Origin of the sequence: Ferrovibrio sp., assembly GCF_029255545.1 — a bacterium.
GTDB lineage: Bacteria > Pseudomonadota > Alphaproteobacteria > Ferrovibrionales > Ferrovibrionaceae > Ferrovibrio.
This window is the reverse complement of record NZ_JANLJJ010000106.1, coordinates 1-14,807: the sequence shown is the minus strand read 5'-3', so window position 1 is coordinate 14,807 and position 14,807 is coordinate 1. Positions and strand designations below refer to the sequence as shown.

Below are 14,807 nucleotides of genomic sequence, written 5' to 3'. Positions count from 1 at the left end.
CCACCCCCCGCCGGCGGCGTTTGTTGATCCAGCGCAAAGTCGGTTCCCGGGAAAGGAATAGGCTGGCCTCCAACAATTCCGTGAGGAGGAACCGGTCATGGACGCCCTGTGCAATGCAATCGACCGCCGCGCCGGCCTGATGCAGAAGATGATGGATCGCCTGGATGTCGATCTCGAGGCTTCGGCCCTGGTCGCGCTCGGCACCAAGCTGGGCGGCGCGGCGCGGGCTTGCTTCTTCTGCCGCAATGCCGATGAATGCCAACGCTGGTTCGAGGCCGGCGCTGCCGGCGCGGGTTACCGGCAGTTCTGCCCCAATGCCGAGCGCTTCGAGGCCCTGCCGCATCGCGCAGGCAAACCCGCGGCCCCGATGCCGGGGACATGGTCGGACCAGTAAGGATCAGTCATCGAACCAGCCCCGGCTGGCGCCGGGGTGGCAGGCCAGGCAGTTCGACCTGGTCACCACCTTGGGGTCGCGCCAGACGCGGTCGGGGAAATCATGCTCACGCAGGAAAGCCGGGTTCTCGGTGATCCGCCGCGGGATGCCGGTCGGCGCGACCCAGCGCATGAACTCGCGCAGGCCACCGCCACCCGGAGCGTCGCCGGCATGGCTCACCAGATAAGCCTCGATCTGCGCGGCCTGCCCGGCCGGCAGGACGATCTCTTCGCCGAAATGATCGGACAGATCCGCCATCAGGGCTGACCACGACCGGGCGGGCAGAAAGCCCGGCGGGAACGCCAGGTGGCATTCGCCGCAGACTTTCTGGGTCAGTGGGTCGGCAACCGGGGCCACCTGTTTCCCGCCGGCCTGGGATACGGCCGGCAGACCGGCAAGCAGGATCGCGGCAAGGGCCATCAGCAAGCGCATCGGCATGGCTTATTGCCCCGCCATGAAGGTGATGTAATCGCCACGCTCCAGCGCCGTGCAGTCGCGCCCCAGAACGCTTTTGCAGTCGCGGGCGAAGTGCTTGTCCACCTGCGCCGCATCGGTATAGCGCCGTGGATCCACCGAGACCGCGACCGGATCGATCGGTCGTCCGGTCTTGGCATTGCGGCCCGGCTGGCGCGGGTCGGCGGTATGGCAGGACATGCAGGACGGCGTGCGCGCATCGCCACCGGAAAAGCTGCCACGGAACAGCGCTTCGCCGCGCTGCATCGAGAACCCGGAAAAGCCCGGATCGGCAGCCCGCGCCCTGGTCGCGTATTCGGCCAGGATCGCCGCCCGCTCCGGGCTGCCGGCTGCCGCAATCGCGGCCAGCGGCAGGCCAATCGCGGCGGCGGCCAGTACCAGCAGGTATCGCCGTTTCATCGCGCGACCTCCTTTTCTGCGCGCCACAGGCCGGATGGCAGGCGCTGGGTGAGCCAGGCCTTGATGCGGCGACCGTTGTAGATCGCCACCACGAAAGCGATATGGCCGAAAATCACCCATAACGCGGTTTCGGCCAGGCCCTCATGCAGGTCCTCGAACCAGGTCACGAAATCCGCAATCGCGCCGCTTGCCGCCGCCAGCCCGACCAGGCCGAGCAGGGCAACCGCAAACCAGGCGAAAAACGGATTGCGCCCGCGCCGCCGGCCGAACCAGGCCAGCGTTCCGGCGACACTGGGCCGCGGCAGGCGCCACAGATTGCCCTGCGGCGCCACCATGCCGACCAGCAGCCGGATAACAATGGCCGCCAGCACGACGTAGCCGGCGAACAGATGCATGGCGTAGGTGTCCTCGTCAGCCGTCAGATAGGCGACCAGAAAGCCGCCAGCCAGAACGGCGTGCCACAGGTGCAGCAGCGGCAGTGAAAATTTTGCGATGCTGAGCTTTGCCATGATCCGGCCCTCAATCGTCGTCATGGTCCGCATGACGACGGTTCCCATGATGCTCGCGATCCTTCTTGCGACCGTCCTTGCTGCTCCGCTCATGGTCATCGTGACGCTTGCCGGAATTGCGCGCGTCCGGTTGCAGATAGCCGGTATCCGATTTGACGGCGGGGGCCGCCTGGGACATGCCGGTTGCGGAAGCCGGCGGATTGTCGTCCGTACCGGCATAGACGGTGGTGGCATAGATGGTGGCGGCGCCGGCAATGATGGCGGCGGCGGCCAGGCCCTGGAGAAGCATTTTGCGTAACATGGGATTCGCTCCGTTGTTCAACTCGGGTGCAGTATTACCCAGCGCCGCTGAACCCAGCCTGACCGGCTCATTCATCTGCCGTTCAGCTTCGCGGAGCTAAATTCTGGCCATGAAAATTCCGTTTCCTGCCCTGCTCCCCGCCCTGCTCTCTGGCCTGGTGCTGATCAGCATCGTCCATGCGGCGTCTGCCGGCGAAACCGATCACGACCGCGCCCGCCGTGCCGTGGAAGCGGGCGAAATCAAACCGTTGCGCGAAATTCTGGCCGAGGTGGAGAAAACCCATGGCGGCCAGCTGATGGAGGCCGAGCTGGAGCACGAGCGTGGCCGGATGGTCTATGAACTCAAGCTGTTGACGGCCGAAGGGCGGATCGTGAAGCTCTATTACGATGCCCGCAGCGGCCTGCTGCTGAAGCCGGAAGACCACGACCGTCGCAAATGAGAATCCTTGTCGTCGAGGACGAACCGGTTCTCGCCCTGCGTCTGCAGCAGACGCTGGAAGGGGCGGGATTCGCCGTCGATGTCGCGTATGACGGCGAGGAAGGCTGGCATCTGGGCGATACAGAGGCCTATGACGCCGCCGTGCTCGATCTTGGACTGCCCAAGATCGACGGCGTCACCATCCTGCGCCGCTGGCGCGAGGCCGGCCGGACATTTCCCGTCCTGATCCTGACCGCCCGCAGTCGCTGGAGCGAAAAAATGGCTGGCTTCCAGGCTGGCGCCGACGACTACATGACCAAGCCGTTCGAGATGGACGAAGTGGTTTATCGCCTGCATGCGCTAATCCGCCGCACCGCCGGCCACGCCCAGCCGGAACTGGCCTGCGGCGGGCTCCGGCTCGATACCCTGGCCGGGCGCTTCACCATCGATGGCGTGCCGCTGCAGCTGACGGCGCAGGAATTCCGCATCCTGTCGTATCTGATTCATCACGCCGGCAAAGTGGTCAGCCGCACCGAGCTGGTCGAGCATGTCTATGACCGGCATTTCGACAACGACTCCAATGTGCTTGAGGTCATGATCGGGCGGATCAGGCGCAAACTTGGCGCCGATCTCATCCATACGGTGCGCGGCCAGGGCTATCGCATGGCCGAGGATGCGGCGGCATGACAGCAGCCGCCCCCCCGCGACGCGGCGTATCGTTGACTCTGCGGCTGGTCGGCGCCGCGCTGATCTGGATGCTGGTCCTGCTCTCGATCGGCGGCGCCGTGTTGACGGCGGCCTTCCGTGAATCGGTATTGCAGGACCACGACCAGCGTCTCGACGCCCTGCTGCGCGGCATGATCGCCGTGACCGATATCGGGCCGGATGGCTCCGTTGTCATCCTGCGCCCGCTCGGCGACCCGCGGTTTGATCAGATTTTTTCGGGCTGGTACTGGCAGGTGGCCGAACCGTCCGGCCGGCTGATCCGTTCGCGGTCGCTGTGGGACAGCACCCTTCCCGTCCATGACGACGGCACGGAAATACGCCGGCATGAGATCACCGGGCCGCGCGGAGAGGCCCTTCTGGTCGTCGAGCGGGATCTGCGTTTCCCCGGCGCCGCCGGCGTGGTCCATGTTCAGGTGGCAAGCGACCGGCGTGAACTGGACGAACGCATCCGCAGCTTCGATCTGCTGCTGCTGACCGCGCTTGGCCTGTTCGCCATCGGCATGGCCGTTGCCGTCATTCTCCAGGTCCGCTACGGCCTCAATCCCCTGCGGGCGATGACCGCCGATCTCGCCGCGATCCGGCGCGGCGACAACCAGCGGCTGGGCGGGATCTACCCGCAGGAGATCGCCCCTGTGGCCGAGGCGATGAATGCCGTGCTGGAGCATGACACGGCGCTGATCGAACGCGCCCGCACCCATGTCGGCAATCTTGCCCACAGCCTGAAAACGCCCCTGGCGGTGTTGCGGACCGAGATGCAGGGCTCACCCGACAAGGCCGTGATGAACGAGCAGCTTCGCATCATGTCGCGCCTGATCGAGCATCATCTGGCCCGCGCCTCGGCAACGGCGGGGTCAGGCCGCGTGCTGGGCTCCGAGATCGCGGTCAAACCCGTGGTGACGGAGATTGCCGCCATCCTCGGGCGCATCCATGCCGACCGGCGCATCACCGTCGACATCGACATGGCCGCCAACGTGCAGTTTCGCGGTCGCCGCGAGGACCTTGAGGAAATGCTGGGGAATCTGCTGGAGAATGCCTGGAAATGGGCGCGCAGCCGCGTCCGGATTACCGGCCAGTCCGCCGACCAGCTGGTGATTGGCATCGAAGACGACGGCCCCGGATTATCGCCCGAACAGGCCGAGGCCGTCTCCCGGCGCGGCGTCAGACTCGACGAAGCCATGCCGGGCTGGGGGTTGGGGCTCGGCATTGTCGCCGATCTGGTCGCCATCAACGGCGGCACGCTGATTCTGGAACAGTCTGATCTGGGCGGCGTTCGCGCCGTGCTTTCGCTGCCCAGGGACGAACCGGCATCCGGGATCATGTGATCCCAAGTTTTGCGCCGCCAAGCCAGAGGATCAGCGCCAGCAACCAGAAGGCGATGGCAACCAGGGTGGCGTAAAGCGTATAGCGCAGATAGATGTCGCGCAGCGTGACCGTGATGATGCGCTGCGCCACTTCCGGCGTCAGTTCGATCTGGCGTCCCAGCAGAATCCAGACCTCGGTTTTCTTGTAGGACACATGCGTCACCCGCCCTGCCTTCAACAGCAGCACGCAGGCGACAATCATGCTGAGGATCGCTCCGGCCTTCAGCGCCTGCAACGGTTCCGAGATCAGGCCGATCATCACGCACCAGATCGCCAGGGCGGCGAAGAAGCAGGCGCGCCCGACCGAGTGAACCGCCAATGTCCGGACCCGCTGTTCGATGGGTTCGGCCATGGCGGCTGGGCTCAGATCAGTCCGGGCAATGTCAGCAGAATGGCGGCCCCCAGCCAGACGAACATCGATGTCTGGTCGGTTTCCTGGCGCCCGGTGAGGCGCTCGAAAATACCGGCTGGCACCGCCGAAACCATCAGGGTGGAAACCGAAACGATCAGCGAGGTGCCATACAGCAGCACGATCCGGGTCGGCGGGACGAATTCCGGCAGCCAGATCGGCGCCATGAAGAAGACCAGCGGCACCATCGGCGAGACGAAGCCGTTCAGCAGCGTCACGCCGAGAATGGCGATGAAAATGGTTTGCGGATTCATGACGCGCCCTGCATCAGGCTGGGCGCCATGCCGTTATAGGCAAAGGCGAAATGCGCCGCATAGCGCAGGGCAAAGGCCCAGAAAGCCGTCACCAGCGGCAGGAAACGCAGGTTGACGAAGCGCGGGGTGATGAAATCGGTGAGCCAGACCGCCCAGTTGGTCAGCAGCTTGAAGAACCGGAAAATGTAGTTCGGATGATCCGGCGGCAGGAAAGCCGTCATCATGAACCGGCCGATACAGGTCCAGGCGATCAGGGCAAGGCTGTAGCTGACCGCCCAGTATGGCAGGTAGCTCCAGAAGAAATCGGGCTGTGATGTCATTGGGAATCCGGCAAAAGGGCCGCAAAAAAGAAGCGGCGGGGACCAGTATACGGTCCCCGCCGCCGCCTACAAGAAGCAGGACTGTTAGTGGCTCAGGGCATCCTCGGCCCGGGCCAGCTTCACATCACCCTTCGGGATGCGGATACTGTCGATGAAATCCTGCATTTCCTTCGGCGGTGCCGCCGTCACCAGGCTCACCACGTAGGTGACGATGAAGGCGACCGGCATACCGAACATGCCGCAGGAGATGTTCTTGACCCCGAACCACAGCGGCATGCCATAGAACTGGGTCATCACCAGATAGTACACGCACATGCCATAACCGGCCAGCATGCCGGCGACAGCCGCCGGGCCGGTCGTACGCTTCCACCAGATCCCCATCACCAGCGCCGGGAACAGGCCCGAGGCGGCGATCGAGAAGGCCCAGGCCACCATCGCGAGGATGGTCGAGGGCTTGGTCGATGCCGTATAGGCCGCGATGATGGCGACGAAGACCAGCAGCACGCGGCTGATGATCAGGCGACGCTTGGTCGGGGCATGCGGATCGATCATGCGGTAGTAGATGTCGTGGCTGAGCGCATTGGCGATGGCGAGCAGCAGGCCATCGGCCGTGCTGAGCGCCGCGGCCAAACCGCCGGCCGCGACCAGGCCCGCGATGACATACGGCAGACCCGCGATTTCCGGCGTGGCGAGCACGATGGCGTCGGCCGCAATACGGAACTCGCTGAGTTGCAGGATGCCGTCGCCATTGCCGGTGACGCCCTTGCAGAGCGCGAACTGCGTCGCCGCATTCGCGGCATCGCAGGCCCCGACCAGACCGATATCACCCCACGACTTCACCCAGCCCGGCAGGGCCGTGATCTGCTGGCCGATCACGTTCTGGTAGACTTCCAGCTTGGCGAAGGCAGCGTAGGACGGCGCGGTGAAGTAGAGCAGGAAGATGAAGAACAGGCTCCATGCCACCGACTGACGGGCCTCACGCACGCTCGGCGTGGTGAAGTAACGCATCAGGATGTGCGGCAGCGACGCCGTGCCGACCATCAGACAGAGGATCAGCGCGAAGAAGTTCATGCCGTCGGTGAAGTTCATGTTGCCCTTGGCGTCCGAGAACACCGCGGCATGGCCCTTCACGACGCCGAGGGCCGGTTCCAGCGCCTGGATCTTCTCCAGGGCCTGACCGTACATCAGCTGCGGGATCGGCACGCCGGTCACCTTGGCCGACATGATCACGACCGGGATCAGGTAGGCGATGATCAGGATGATGTACTGCGCCACCTGGGTCCAGGTGACCGCACGCATGCCGCCCAGCATCGAGCAGACCAGAATACCGGCCAGACCGACGAACACCGCGACCTCGAACGAGATGCCGAGGAAGCGCGAGGCGATGATGCCGACGCCGAAGATCTGCGCCGTCACGTAAGTGAACGAGGCAGAAACCAGCACGATCACGCCGGCGAAGCGGGCAAGGTTACCGCCGTAACGGGCGCCGAGGAAGTCAGGCACCGTGTACTGGCCGAACTTGCGCAGATACGGCGCCAGCAGGATCGACACCAGCAGGTAGCCGCCGGTCCAGCCCAGCACGAAGGCGAGGCCGTCGTAACCGAGCAGGTAGAGCGAGCCGGCCATGCCGATGAACGACGCCGCCGACATCCAGTCGGAGCCGGTGGCCATGCCGTTATAGATGGCGGGCACCTTGCGGCCGGCGACGTAGTATTCGCCCATTTCGGCGGTGCGCGAGAGCACGCCGATCAGCGCGTAAACGCCGACGGTCATGAACACGAACAGATAGCCGATGATCTTGTTCGGCACGCCCATCTGCTCGAGGATGGCCAGGATAATCACGAAAGCGGCGAAGCCGCCCGTGTAGATCCCGTAAATCTTACCGAGGTTATCGATAAAACTCTTACCCCCGGTTTGCGTATTGTTTGCCATGATGGCTTTCCCCCCTGGATTATTCGTCTTCGGCGACGCCGAATTCCTCGTCAATCGCATTCTGCTTCGAGGCGAACCAGTAGAGCGACACGACGAAGGCGATCAGCGAGCCCTGCGCGGCCATGTAGAAGCCAAGCGGGAAGCCGATGATGCGGATGGTATTCAGCTGGGGCGCGAAGAAATGCACCACGAAGCTGAAGAAGAACCAGATGCCGAGCATCGTCCACATGAGGCCGGACGTTCTGGCCCAATAGGCCTTGGCCTTTTCCGGAGTTAGGTCTGACATGAAGCGCTCCTGCCCCTTGTTTATGATTTCGTTATCCCTCTGACGACGGATTCGACCCGCACGCCAGCTTCGTGCAGTATAGGAGTCGGCACTTGCCGCAGCCCATTAGACCAAAGTTTAAGCGAGGCCGGACAGGCATTTATGCCAGCGTACCACAGGGGAGAAACGCATTTTGCTGCGCCGCACACTGGAGTTCTTCTTTCCACCATCGGTTTCGACGCCCGCCGAGCTGAAAGCCTTCGCCGCCGGCGAGGCCGCCTATCTCGCGCAGAAAACGGTAATCGGCTACTGCCGCGTCAAGACCATGCTCGACTACGACAAGTTGCTGACCGAGCCGGCCTTCCGCGATGCGCAGGAATCCTGCCGCTGGGAGGCCTATGCCAGCACGCTGGGCGACATGCTGCTGCTGATCGAGGGCTGGTTGCGGCCCGGCACCGACCCGGACCGGCAGAAGCTGGCCGATTCGCTGGCCGCGCTTTACCCGGCCATCCTCGGCGAACATGTGCCAACGCACCGCCAGGACTGGGCCGACAGCATTGAAGCCTTCGAACGGCGATTCGAGCTGGCCCGCATGGCCGACCCGGCGCCACCGGAACAACTGGTGGCCGGCACGGCGAAGCTGATCCACGACCTGGTGCCGATCGCCGACCGGCTGAAGCGCAACGATCGCGAGGTGATCCGCGGCGACCTGCGGCTGCATATGCTGGCGGCCCACGCCGCGATGCTCAAGCGCTTCCGCCGCGATGCGCTGGTCGCGGCGCTGACGGCGTGACCTGAATGATGCGCCGACGGCTGATCGGCGGCATGCAGCGCCTGCTTGGCGCGGTCCGCTCGGCGCCGCTGGCCGCCCGTTTCACCCTGCCGGCCGACGAGCCGCTTTCCACCCTGCCCGCCCTGCTGTTCGACACCGAAACGACGGGCCTGAATGTGCGGCGCGACCGCCTGGTGTCGCTGGGCGGCCTGGCCTGCCACGGCCCCGAGCCACAGGACTTGCCGCCGCTGGATTTCCTGGTGCATCCGGGAATGAAGATTCCCCCGACCGCGACGGCGATCCACGGCATCAGCGACGCCATGGTGGCCACTGCGCCGTCGCTGCCGCTGGTCTGGCCCAGCCTGCAGCTGAGCTGGCAGGGCCGCGTCATGATCGGCCATAACATCGCCTATGACCTCGCGCTGCTGCACCATGAGGCCGAACGCCATCGCCTGCCGTTTCATCCGCCGGCCGCGGCGCTGGATCTCGGCCTGCTTTATGCCGGGCTGAAACCACGGGCGGCCACCATCACGCTGGAGCATGTCGCGACCGAATTCGGGATCAGCGTCAACGGCCGCCACACGGCGCTGGGCGATGCCGAGGCCTGCCTGGGAATATGGCGCCATATGCTGCCGGCCCTGACCCGGATCGGCGTCGCCACGCTGGGCGGCGCCCAGGCCCTGATGCAGAAGCAGCGCGACATCCTGCACGGTCAGGGCAATGCCGGATGGGCCATCGAAATGCTGCTGCCGCATGGCCATTCCCACAGCACGAGATCGCCGCATGGCTGATGTACCGACCCATATTCCGGATCTGGAACCCTATCGCCGGCGCGTGGCCGAGATCATGCGCAGCCCGGCGCAGACCATCGCCGAGGATGCGCCGCTGCCCGCCATCGCGAAACGCATGGCCGAGGATGCGCGCGGCGCGCTGCTGGTGACCAACCGCTTCGACCAGGTGGTGGGCATCCTGACCGAACGCGACATCACCCGCGCGCTGGGCCAGCATGCCGAGGCGGCGCTGCAGCTGCGGGCCGGCGACATCATGACCCGCGAGGTGGTGGCGATCAACGACAGCGCCTTCATGTTCCGCGCCATCGGCCGCATGCGCCGCATGAACCTGCGCTACCTGCCGGTGACCAACGATGCCGGGCGCTATACCGGCATGGTCTCGGCCCGCGCCCTGCTGGCGTTGCGCGCGCTGGACGGCCAGGTGATCGCCGACGAGCTGGACGTGGCGCAGACGGCCGAGGAACTGGGCCATGCCCGCGCCGCATTGCCGCAGCTGGCGGCGCATCTGCTGCAGGATGGCAGTGGCGCGCGAGAGGTGGCCGCCGTGATCTCGGGCATCTATTGCGACATCACCGCGCGGGCCAGCGCCATCGTCGAGGCGCAGATGCAGGCCGAGGGCCAGCCGGCGCCGGCGCCCTGGTGCATGCTGGTGCTGGGCTCGGGCGGGCGCGGCGAAAGCCTGCTGAAACCCGACCAGGACAATGCCATCGTGCATGCCGGCAGCAGCGAGGACGATGGCTGGTATGCCCGCGCCGGCGAACGCGTGGCCGACCTGCTGGACGCCGCCGGCATCCCCTATTGCAAGGGCGGCGTGATGGCCAAGAACCCGGGCTGGCGCGGCGCCCAGGGCCAGTGGCGCAGCCGCGTCACCGACTGGATCAAGCGCCACTCGCCCGAGGCCCTGCTGAACGTCGACATCTTCTACGACCTCAAGCCGGTCTATGGCGCGCTGCGGCTGGGCGAAGGCCTGCGCAACGAGGCCCTGGCGGCGGCGCGCTCCTCGCCGCTCTTCCTGCGCCTGCTGGCCGAGCAGTCGGCGCAGCTGCATCCCGCCATCGGATTCTTCGGCCGGCTGCGCGCCGGCGAGGGCGGCCGGGTCGACCTCAAGATCGGCGGCCTGCTGCCGCTGGTCAGCGCGGCGCGCCTGATGGCCCTGAAGCTGGGCAGCAACGCCACCGCCACCGACGAACGCCTGCGTGCCGTGGGCAACCTGGGCCTGATCGGCCCGGAAGACCTCAACGGCCTGATCGAGGCCCAGGGCCTGCTGCTGCGCCTGATCCTGGAGCAGCAGATCGCCGACCTGGCGGCCAACCGGGAACCGGGCAGCAAGATCGACCCGGACGCGCTCAGCCGCCACGACCGCGACCGCCTCAAGGCGGCGCTGAAGCATCTCGACCTGCTGCCCGACATGATCCAGGACGTGCTGACCAGCCAGGCCAGCCTGACGCAGGTTCAGACTTCCGCCTGATTCTGTACCATCGCCTGAGCAGCCCCGCGCCATTGCGGCAAAGACGGCTGGTTTCGCGTCGCCGCCCGGCGGTTTTGCGTCGTTTTGAGTCGGTTTTGCGTAGTTAAACCATTGAAATGACGTAAATCGACCTGTGGATAAGAACATATCATAAACATGACGAAAAGGCCAGCCAGAATTGACCCCTCCGGCCGGCTAGCCCGTTGCCCGCTTCGCCAGCCCCGGCATCGCCGCCGCCAGCCGGGCCACGTCATCCAGGACGATCACGCGGCCCATGATGCGCTGCGCCTCGCGCCAGAGCGGCATGGCCACCTCAAGCTGCCGGGCGCCCTTCTCGGTGAGCCAGACGGCGCGGCGGCGTTGATCGGTCTCCACCATGGCGATCTCGATCTGGCCGTCGCGTTCAAGCTGGCGCAGGTTGCGCGAGAGCGTCGACTGCTCCAGCCCGGCGCGCTCGGCCAGGGCGCCGATGGTGTCGTCGCTGCTGGCCGCGATCTGCGCCATCAGGCCGAACTGGGCCAGGTTGAGGCCCGAATCCAGCAGATGCAGGTCGAAGAACCGCGACACCAGCCGCGCCGCCATGCGCAGGGTCAGCCCGGGGCAGGTTTCCACCACGGCGCGGGCATCGCGCACCAGTGTTTTACCGGTTGAACCAGTGCCGGCCTGCGTCTTTCCGGGCGGGGTCTTGCGGGGCGCGGTTTTCCGTGGCTTCATATTATATGTATATACATATTTTGCAGATACATTCAATTCGAAAGGAAACCCTGTCATGGCCAGTTCCGGAGACAACCGGGCGGAAGATGCCGGGATCGACCATTCGGTGCTGCAGCGCATCGGGAACACGCCGCTGCTGGAATTGCGGCGCGTCGTGCCGGAGGACGGCGCGCGGATCCTGCTCAAGCTCGAGAGCGTCAACCCCACCGGCAGCATGAAGGACCGCATGGCGCGGGCCATGATCGAGGCCGGCATCCGGAGCGGGCGGCTGAAGCCGGGCCAGCGCGTGGTGGAATATACCGGCGGCAGCACCGGGGTTTCGCTTTCGCTGGTCTGCGCCGCGCTGGGCTTTGATTTGAGCATCGTCACCTCGGATGCCTTCAGCGCCGAGAAGCGCCGCCACATGCAGGCCTTGGGCGCGGAGCTGACCATCGTGCCGAGCCAGGGCGGCGGCATGGATGCGGCGCTGACGCGAAACATGATCGCGGCGGCGCGGCAGATCATGGAACAGACCGACGCCTTCTGGACCGACCAGCTCAACAACACCGACCAGCTGGCTGCCTATCACGCCATGGCCGACGAGATCTGGGCGCAGACCCATGGGCGGATCGACGCCTTCGTGCAATGCACCGGCACGGCGGCCTGCATCCGCGGCGTGGCCGAGCGCCTGCGGCAACTCAAGCCGGATATCCGCATCGTGGCGGTGGAGCCGGCGGAATCCGCCGTGCTGTCGGGCGGCACCAGCGGCGCGCATAAAATCGAAGGCGCCGGCGCCGGTTTCGTCGTGCCGCTGTGGCGGGAGAACATCGCCGATACGATCATCCCGGTTTCAACCGCTGACGCCATGGCGATGGCGCGCAGGCTGGCGCGGATGGAAGCTTTGTTCGCCGGCACATCGACCGGCGCCAACCTGGTGGCGGCGCTGGCCGTGGCGCGTGAACTGGGGCCGGAGGCAACGGTGGTAACCGTGTTGTGCGATACCGGCATCAAATACATCAGCACTCCCCTTTACAGGGACGACGAGGCATAATACCTGGCCGCCCCTCGCCCCGGATCGCCACCATGCTCACCTTGTATTACACGCCCAATACCTGCGCGCTGGCCTCGCATATCGCGCTGATCGAGACCGACGCCATCTATGAGCTGCGGCGCGTCGATTTCGCCACGGCGCAGCAGCGCAGCCCCGATTATCTCGCGCTCAATCCCAAGGGCCGCGTGCCCGCGCTGACGACGCCGCAGGGTGTGCTGACCGAGACGCCCGCCCTGCTGGCCTATATTGCCCAGACCTTTCCTGCCGCGAATCTCGCGCCGCTGGACGACCCCTTCGCCTTCGCCCGCGTGCAGGAATTCAACAGTTATCTGTGCGCGACGCTGCATGTGGCGCATGCCCATCGCATGCGCGGTCGCCGCTGGGTCGACGACGAGGCCGCCATTGCCGCCATGCAACGCAAGGTGCCGCAGAGCGTGGGCGAAGGCTTCGCGCTGATCGAAAGCGACATGTTCGTCGGCCCCTGGGTGATGGGGGAGCGCTACACGATCTGCGACCCCTATCTCTTCACCCTGGCGCAATGGATGGAGGCCGACGGGGTCGATCCGGCGCGGTTTCCAAAGCTGCTGGATCACCGCACCCGGATGAAGCAGCGGCCCTCGGTTTTGCGGGCAATCGCCGAGGAAATTTGATCCGGATCAAGGCCGCGCGCCCCCCGGCCGGCATAATCACAAAATGGATTTGTCCTTCCTGATCGACCTGCTGGGCGAACCCGGCGTCGCCGCCGCCGGCGGGCTGGCGGTCGGGCTGGTGTTCGGCGTGGCGGCGCAGCAGAGCCGCTTCTGCCTGCGCGCGGCCACAGTGGAATTCGGCCGCGGCATCCTGGGGCCGCAGCCCTTTTCGCCGGCCATCGTCGGTCCACGCATTTCGGTCTGGCTGCTCACCTTCGGCACGGCGATGTTCTGGACCCAGGCATTGCAGGCCTTCGGCATCATGGACCTGCGCGAGGCACGCATGCTGGCGGTGCCCGGCTCGATCTCGGGCGCCATCGTCGGCGGGCTGATGTTCGGCGCCGGCATGGTGCTGGCGCGCGGCTGCTCGGGGCGCATGCTGGTGCTGGCCGCCACCGGCAACCTGCGCGCCCTGCTCTCGGGCCTGGTCTTCGCCGTTGCCGCGCAGATGAGCCTGCGCGGGATTTTGAGTCCGCTGCGGGCGGAGATCGCCGGCTGGTGGACCACGGGCGGCAGCAATATCGACCTCACCGCCTGGCTGGGCATCGGCCATCGCGGCGGGCTGGCGCTGGGCATTTGCGCTGCCGCCGTGGCTTTGTATTTCGCCTGGCGCAATGCCGTGGGCCTGCGCGTGCTGGTGATGGCCTCGGGCGTGGGATTCGCCATTCCGCTGGCCTGGCTGTTCACCTACATGCTGGCGCAGCAGAGCTTTGAGCCAATGGCCATCGAGGGCATCACCTTCAGCGGGCCATCGGCGGCCACGCTGATGTTTTTCCTGCAGCCGCATGAGGCGAATTTCGCCATCGGCCTGGTGCCGGGCGCCTTCCTTGGCGCTTTCCTGGCGGCCGCCTTTACCGGCGAGCTGGCATTGCAGGGTTTCGAGGGCGGCGCCTCCATGCGGCGCTACCTGTTCGGCGCGGCGCTGATGGGCATGGGCGGCATGCTGGCCGGCGGCTGCGCCATCGGCGCTGGCGTCACCGGCAGCTCGGCCTTTGCCCTCACCGCCTGGATCGCGCTGACCGGCATGTGGATCGGCGCCGTCCTGACCGACGCCCTGCTCGACCGGCCAGCCGCATTGGCCGCGCCGGCGCATTAGATTTCTGGGAGGAAACGGATGACCAGCGTCTACGAACTCGTGCACCGCCATGTGGAAGCCGCGCTGAACGAGGCGGCGCAGCATGCCATTCCGCCCGAGACGGTGGCCAGCGACCTGATCGCCGATGCCGTGCGCGTACTGAAAGCCCATCGCAGCGTCGCGGACATCAAATCCGAGCTGATGTTCGTGATCGAGAACCTGGAAGACCGCGACTATGAGTTCATGCGGCCCTGAAATACGGCCTCAGTAAAAGGGCTCGTCCTCGTCGGGGTCGCGGAACAGCACGTCGTTCTGGAACATCACGGCAGCGCCCATCTGCACGCTGCCAAAAGTAAGCCCGGTGAAAAACCACAGCAGCAGCACCGGCATGGGGTGCAGGGCGGTTTCCAGCAGCAGGCGGCCGAGTCCGAAGGCATTGCTCCAGATCACCGCCGCCATGAACAGCGT

General features: G+C 65.8%; 22 protein-coding genes. 11 read left to right on the top strand and 11 right to left on the bottom strand.

The genetic code is table 11. From position 1 onward, the window contains the following. Positions 1 to 97: 97 nt before the first annotated feature. Positions 98 to 394 (top strand): DUF6455 family protein, encoded by a 297-nt coding sequence (locus tag Q1J79_RS19895; protein WP_300304109.1) that lies wholly within the window; start codon positions 98 to 100, stop codon positions 392 to 394. Positions 395 to 397: 3 nt separating this feature from the next. On the opposite strand, the gene Q1J79_RS19890 is transcribed toward Q1J79_RS19895, so the two are convergent. The 4 genes from Q1J79_RS19890 to Q1J79_RS19875 are packed head-to-tail and all read right to left on the bottom strand — an operon-like array spanning position 398 to position 2,191. Continuing rightward, the gene (locus tag Q1J79_RS19890) at positions 398 to 871 is read right to left on the bottom strand and encodes a cytochrome C (RefSeq protein ID WP_300304106.1); all 474 of its coding nucleotides are present in this window, start codon (positions 869 to 871) and stop codon (positions 398 to 400) included. Between the two features lie 3 nt (positions 872 to 874). Further along, on the bottom strand, positions 875 to 1,306 hold the full coding sequence (locus tag Q1J79_RS19885) for a DUF1924 domain-containing protein (RefSeq protein WP_300304103.1): 432 nt from the start codon (positions 1,304 to 1,306) through the stop codon (positions 875 to 877). Then, a complete protein-coding gene (locus tag Q1J79_RS19880; RefSeq protein ID WP_300304100.1) occupies positions 1,303 to 1,863 on the bottom strand; it encodes a hypothetical protein in 561 nt (186 codons plus the stop codon). The genes Q1J79_RS19885 and Q1J79_RS19880 overlap by 4 nt, the downstream gene beginning before the upstream one ends. Further along, a complete protein-coding gene (locus Q1J79_RS19875; RefSeq protein ID WP_300304097.1) occupies positions 1,826 to 2,191 on the bottom strand; it encodes a hypothetical protein in 366 nt (121 codons plus the stop codon). Before Q1J79_RS19875 ends, Q1J79_RS19880 begins: the two co-directional genes overlap by 38 nt. A gap of 34 nt (positions 2,192 to 2,225) precedes the next feature. On the opposite strand from Q1J79_RS19875, the gene Q1J79_RS19870 reads away from it, so the two are divergent. The 3 genes from Q1J79_RS19870 to Q1J79_RS19860 are packed head-to-tail and all read left to right on the top strand — an operon-like array spanning position 2,226 to position 4,581. Then, a complete protein-coding gene (locus Q1J79_RS19870) occupies positions 2,226 to 2,555 on the top strand; it encodes a hypothetical protein (protein WP_300304094.1) in 330 nt (109 codons plus the stop codon). Then, positions 2,552 to 3,220 carry a response regulator transcription factor gene (locus Q1J79_RS19865; RefSeq protein WP_300304092.1) on the top strand — a complete coding sequence of 223 codons (669 nt, stop codon included), beginning with the start codon at positions 2,552 to 2,554 and terminating at the stop codon, positions 3,218 to 3,220. The genes Q1J79_RS19870 and Q1J79_RS19865 overlap by 4 nt, the downstream gene beginning before the upstream one ends. Beyond that, entirely contained in the window at positions 3,217 to 4,581 is a 1,365-nt protein-coding gene (locus Q1J79_RS19860; RefSeq protein WP_300304089.1) for a sensor histidine kinase, read from the top strand. The genes Q1J79_RS19865 and Q1J79_RS19860 overlap by 4 nt, the downstream gene beginning before the upstream one ends. On the opposite strand, the gene Q1J79_RS19855 is transcribed toward Q1J79_RS19860, so the two are convergent. The 5 genes from Q1J79_RS19855 to Q1J79_RS19835 form a co-directional block, all read right to left on the bottom strand. Beyond that, the gene (locus Q1J79_RS19855; protein WP_300304086.1) at positions 4,574 to 4,972 is read right to left on the bottom strand and encodes a hypothetical protein; all 399 of its coding nucleotides are present in this window, start codon (positions 4,970 to 4,972) and stop codon (positions 4,574 to 4,576) included. The two genes, Q1J79_RS19860 and Q1J79_RS19855, sit on opposite strands and share 8 nt — an antisense overlap. An 11-nt stretch (positions 4,973 to 4,983) precedes the next feature. Continuing rightward, complete coding sequence (locus Q1J79_RS19850; RefSeq protein ID WP_300304083.1) at positions 4,984 to 5,283, bottom strand: hypothetical protein; 300 nt, start codon at positions 5,281 to 5,283, stop codon at positions 4,984 to 4,986. Then, a complete protein-coding gene (locus Q1J79_RS19845; protein WP_300304080.1) occupies positions 5,280 to 5,603 on the bottom strand; it encodes a YggT family protein in 324 nt (107 codons plus the stop codon). Before Q1J79_RS19845 ends, Q1J79_RS19850 begins: the two co-directional genes overlap by 4 nt. 84 nt (positions 5,604 to 5,687) lie before the next feature. Beyond that, a complete protein-coding gene (locus Q1J79_RS19840; protein WP_300304076.1) occupies positions 5,688 to 7,535 on the bottom strand; it encodes a sodium:solute symporter family protein in 1,848 nt (615 codons plus the stop codon). Positions 7,536 to 7,554: 19 nt separating this feature from the next. After that, entirely contained in the window at positions 7,555 to 7,821 is a 267-nt protein-coding gene (locus tag Q1J79_RS19835) for a DUF4212 domain-containing protein (RefSeq protein WP_300304073.1), read from the bottom strand. A gap of 172 nt (positions 7,822 to 7,993) precedes the next feature. Between Q1J79_RS19835 and Q1J79_RS19830 the strand changes: the two genes are divergently transcribed. Genes Q1J79_RS19830 through Q1J79_RS19820 form a run of 3 tightly spaced genes read left to right on the top strand, consistent with a single transcriptional unit; the run spans position 7,994 to position 10,831 of the window. After that, complete coding sequence (locus Q1J79_RS19830; RefSeq protein ID WP_300304070.1) at positions 7,994 to 8,593, top strand: hypothetical protein; 600 nt, start codon at positions 7,994 to 7,996, stop codon at positions 8,591 to 8,593. A 5-nt stretch (positions 8,594 to 8,598) separates the two neighbouring features. After that, positions 8,599 to 9,363 carry a PolC-type DNA polymerase III gene (locus Q1J79_RS19825; protein WP_300304066.1) on the top strand — a complete coding sequence of 255 codons (765 nt, stop codon included), beginning with the start codon at positions 8,599 to 8,601 and terminating at the stop codon, positions 9,361 to 9,363. Then, positions 9,356 to 10,831 carry a DUF294 nucleotidyltransferase-like domain-containing protein gene (locus Q1J79_RS19820; RefSeq protein WP_300304062.1) on the top strand — a complete coding sequence of 492 codons (1,476 nt, stop codon included), beginning with the start codon at positions 9,356 to 9,358 and terminating at the stop codon, positions 10,829 to 10,831. Before Q1J79_RS19825 ends, Q1J79_RS19820 begins: the two co-directional genes overlap by 8 nt. A 195-nt stretch (positions 10,832 to 11,026) precedes the next feature. Here the strand turns inward: Q1J79_RS19820 and Q1J79_RS19815 are convergent, their stop codons facing one another. Continuing rightward, a complete protein-coding gene (locus tag Q1J79_RS19815; RefSeq protein WP_300304059.1) occupies positions 11,027 to 11,464 on the bottom strand; it encodes a MarR family winged helix-turn-helix transcriptional regulator in 438 nt (145 codons plus the stop codon). Between the two features lie 136 nt (positions 11,465 to 11,600). Between Q1J79_RS19815 and Q1J79_RS19810 the strand changes: the two genes are divergently transcribed. From Q1J79_RS19810 to Q1J79_RS19795, 4 genes are read left to right on the top strand one after another with little or no spacing between them, the layout of a single operon-like run. Next, the gene (locus Q1J79_RS19810) at positions 11,601 to 12,575 is read left to right on the top strand and encodes a PLP-dependent cysteine synthase family protein (RefSeq protein ID WP_300304056.1); all 975 of its coding nucleotides are present in this window, start codon (positions 11,601 to 11,603) and stop codon (positions 12,573 to 12,575) included. A gap of 32 nt (positions 12,576 to 12,607) precedes the next feature. Further along, entirely contained in the window at positions 12,608 to 13,225 is a 618-nt protein-coding gene (locus Q1J79_RS19805; RefSeq protein WP_300304053.1) for a glutathione S-transferase family protein, read from the top strand. Positions 13,226 to 13,268: 43 nt separating this feature from the next. Next, entirely contained in the window at positions 13,269 to 14,360 is a 1,092-nt protein-coding gene (locus tag Q1J79_RS19800; protein ID WP_300304050.1) for a YeeE/YedE thiosulfate transporter family protein, read from the top strand. 18 nt (positions 14,361 to 14,378) lie between these two features. Then, positions 14,379 to 14,594, top strand: a complete 216-nt coding sequence (locus tag Q1J79_RS19795) for a hypothetical protein (protein WP_300304047.1) — start codon at positions 14,379 to 14,381, stop codon at positions 14,592 to 14,594. A 9-nt stretch (positions 14,595 to 14,603) separates the two neighbouring features. On the opposite strand, the gene Q1J79_RS19790 is transcribed toward Q1J79_RS19795, so the two are convergent. Next, positions 14,604 to 14,807 (bottom strand): hypothetical protein (locus tag Q1J79_RS19790; RefSeq protein ID WP_367183033.1); only part of this gene is annotated, 204 nt, incomplete at its 5' end.

Coding starts and splice junctions, on each gene's coding strand:
- Q1J79_RS19885 (WP_300304103.1), bottom strand. CDS start 1,306: ATGAAACGGCGATACCTGCTGGTACTGGCCGCCGCCGCGATTGGCCTG.
- Q1J79_RS19805 (WP_300304053.1), top strand. CDS start 12,608: ATGCTCACCTTGTATTACACGCCCAATACCTGCGCGCTGGCCTCGCAT.
- Q1J79_RS19880 (WP_300304100.1), bottom strand. CDS start 1,863: ATGGGAACCGTCGTCATGCGGACCATGACGACGATTGAGGGCCGGATC.
- Q1J79_RS19820 (WP_300304062.1), top strand. CDS start 9,356: ATGGCTGATGTACCGACCCATATTCCGGATCTGGAACCCTATCGCCGG.
- Q1J79_RS19850 (WP_300304083.1), bottom strand. CDS start 5,283: ATGAATCCGCAAACCATTTTCATCGCCATTCTCGGCGTGACGCTGCTG.
- Q1J79_RS19835 (WP_300304073.1), bottom strand. CDS start 7,821: ATGTCAGACCTAACTCCGGAAAAGGCCAAGGCCTATTGGGCCAGAACG.
- Q1J79_RS19825 (WP_300304066.1), top strand. CDS start 8,599: ATGATGCGCCGACGGCTGATCGGCGGCATGCAGCGCCTGCTTGGCGCG.
- Q1J79_RS19860 (WP_300304089.1), top strand. CDS start 3,217: ATGACAGCAGCCGCCCCCCCGCGACGCGGCGTATCGTTGACTCTGCGG.
- Q1J79_RS19795 (WP_300304047.1), top strand. CDS start 14,379: ATGACCAGCGTCTACGAACTCGTGCACCGCCATGTGGAAGCCGCGCTG.
- Q1J79_RS19845 (WP_300304080.1), bottom strand. CDS start 5,603: ATGACATCACAGCCCGATTTCTTCTGGAGCTACCTGCCATACTGGGCG.
- Q1J79_RS19875 (WP_300304097.1), bottom strand. CDS start 2,191: ATGAATGAGCCGGTCAGGCTGGGTTCAGCGGCGCTGGGTAATACTGCA.
- Q1J79_RS19840 (WP_300304076.1), bottom strand. CDS start 7,535: ATGGCAAACAATACGCAAACCGGGGGTAAGAGTTTTATCGATAACCTC.
- Q1J79_RS19855 (WP_300304086.1), bottom strand. CDS start 4,972: ATGGCCGAACCCATCGAACAGCGGGTCCGGACATTGGCGGTTCACTCG.
- Q1J79_RS19800 (WP_300304050.1), top strand. CDS start 13,269: ATGGATTTGTCCTTCCTGATCGACCTGCTGGGCGAACCCGGCGTCGCC.
- Q1J79_RS19870 (WP_300304094.1), top strand. CDS start 2,226: ATGAAAATTCCGTTTCCTGCCCTGCTCCCCGCCCTGCTCTCTGGCCTG.
- Q1J79_RS19895 (WP_300304109.1), top strand. CDS start 98: ATGGACGCCCTGTGCAATGCAATCGACCGCCGCGCCGGCCTGATGCAG.
- Q1J79_RS19810 (WP_300304056.1), top strand. CDS start 11,601: ATGGCCAGTTCCGGAGACAACCGGGCGGAAGATGCCGGGATCGACCAT.
- Q1J79_RS19890 (WP_300304106.1), bottom strand. CDS start 871: ATGCCGATGCGCTTGCTGATGGCCCTTGCCGCGATCCTGCTTGCCGGT.
- Q1J79_RS19865 (WP_300304092.1), top strand. CDS start 2,552: ATGAGAATCCTTGTCGTCGAGGACGAACCGGTTCTCGCCCTGCGTCTG.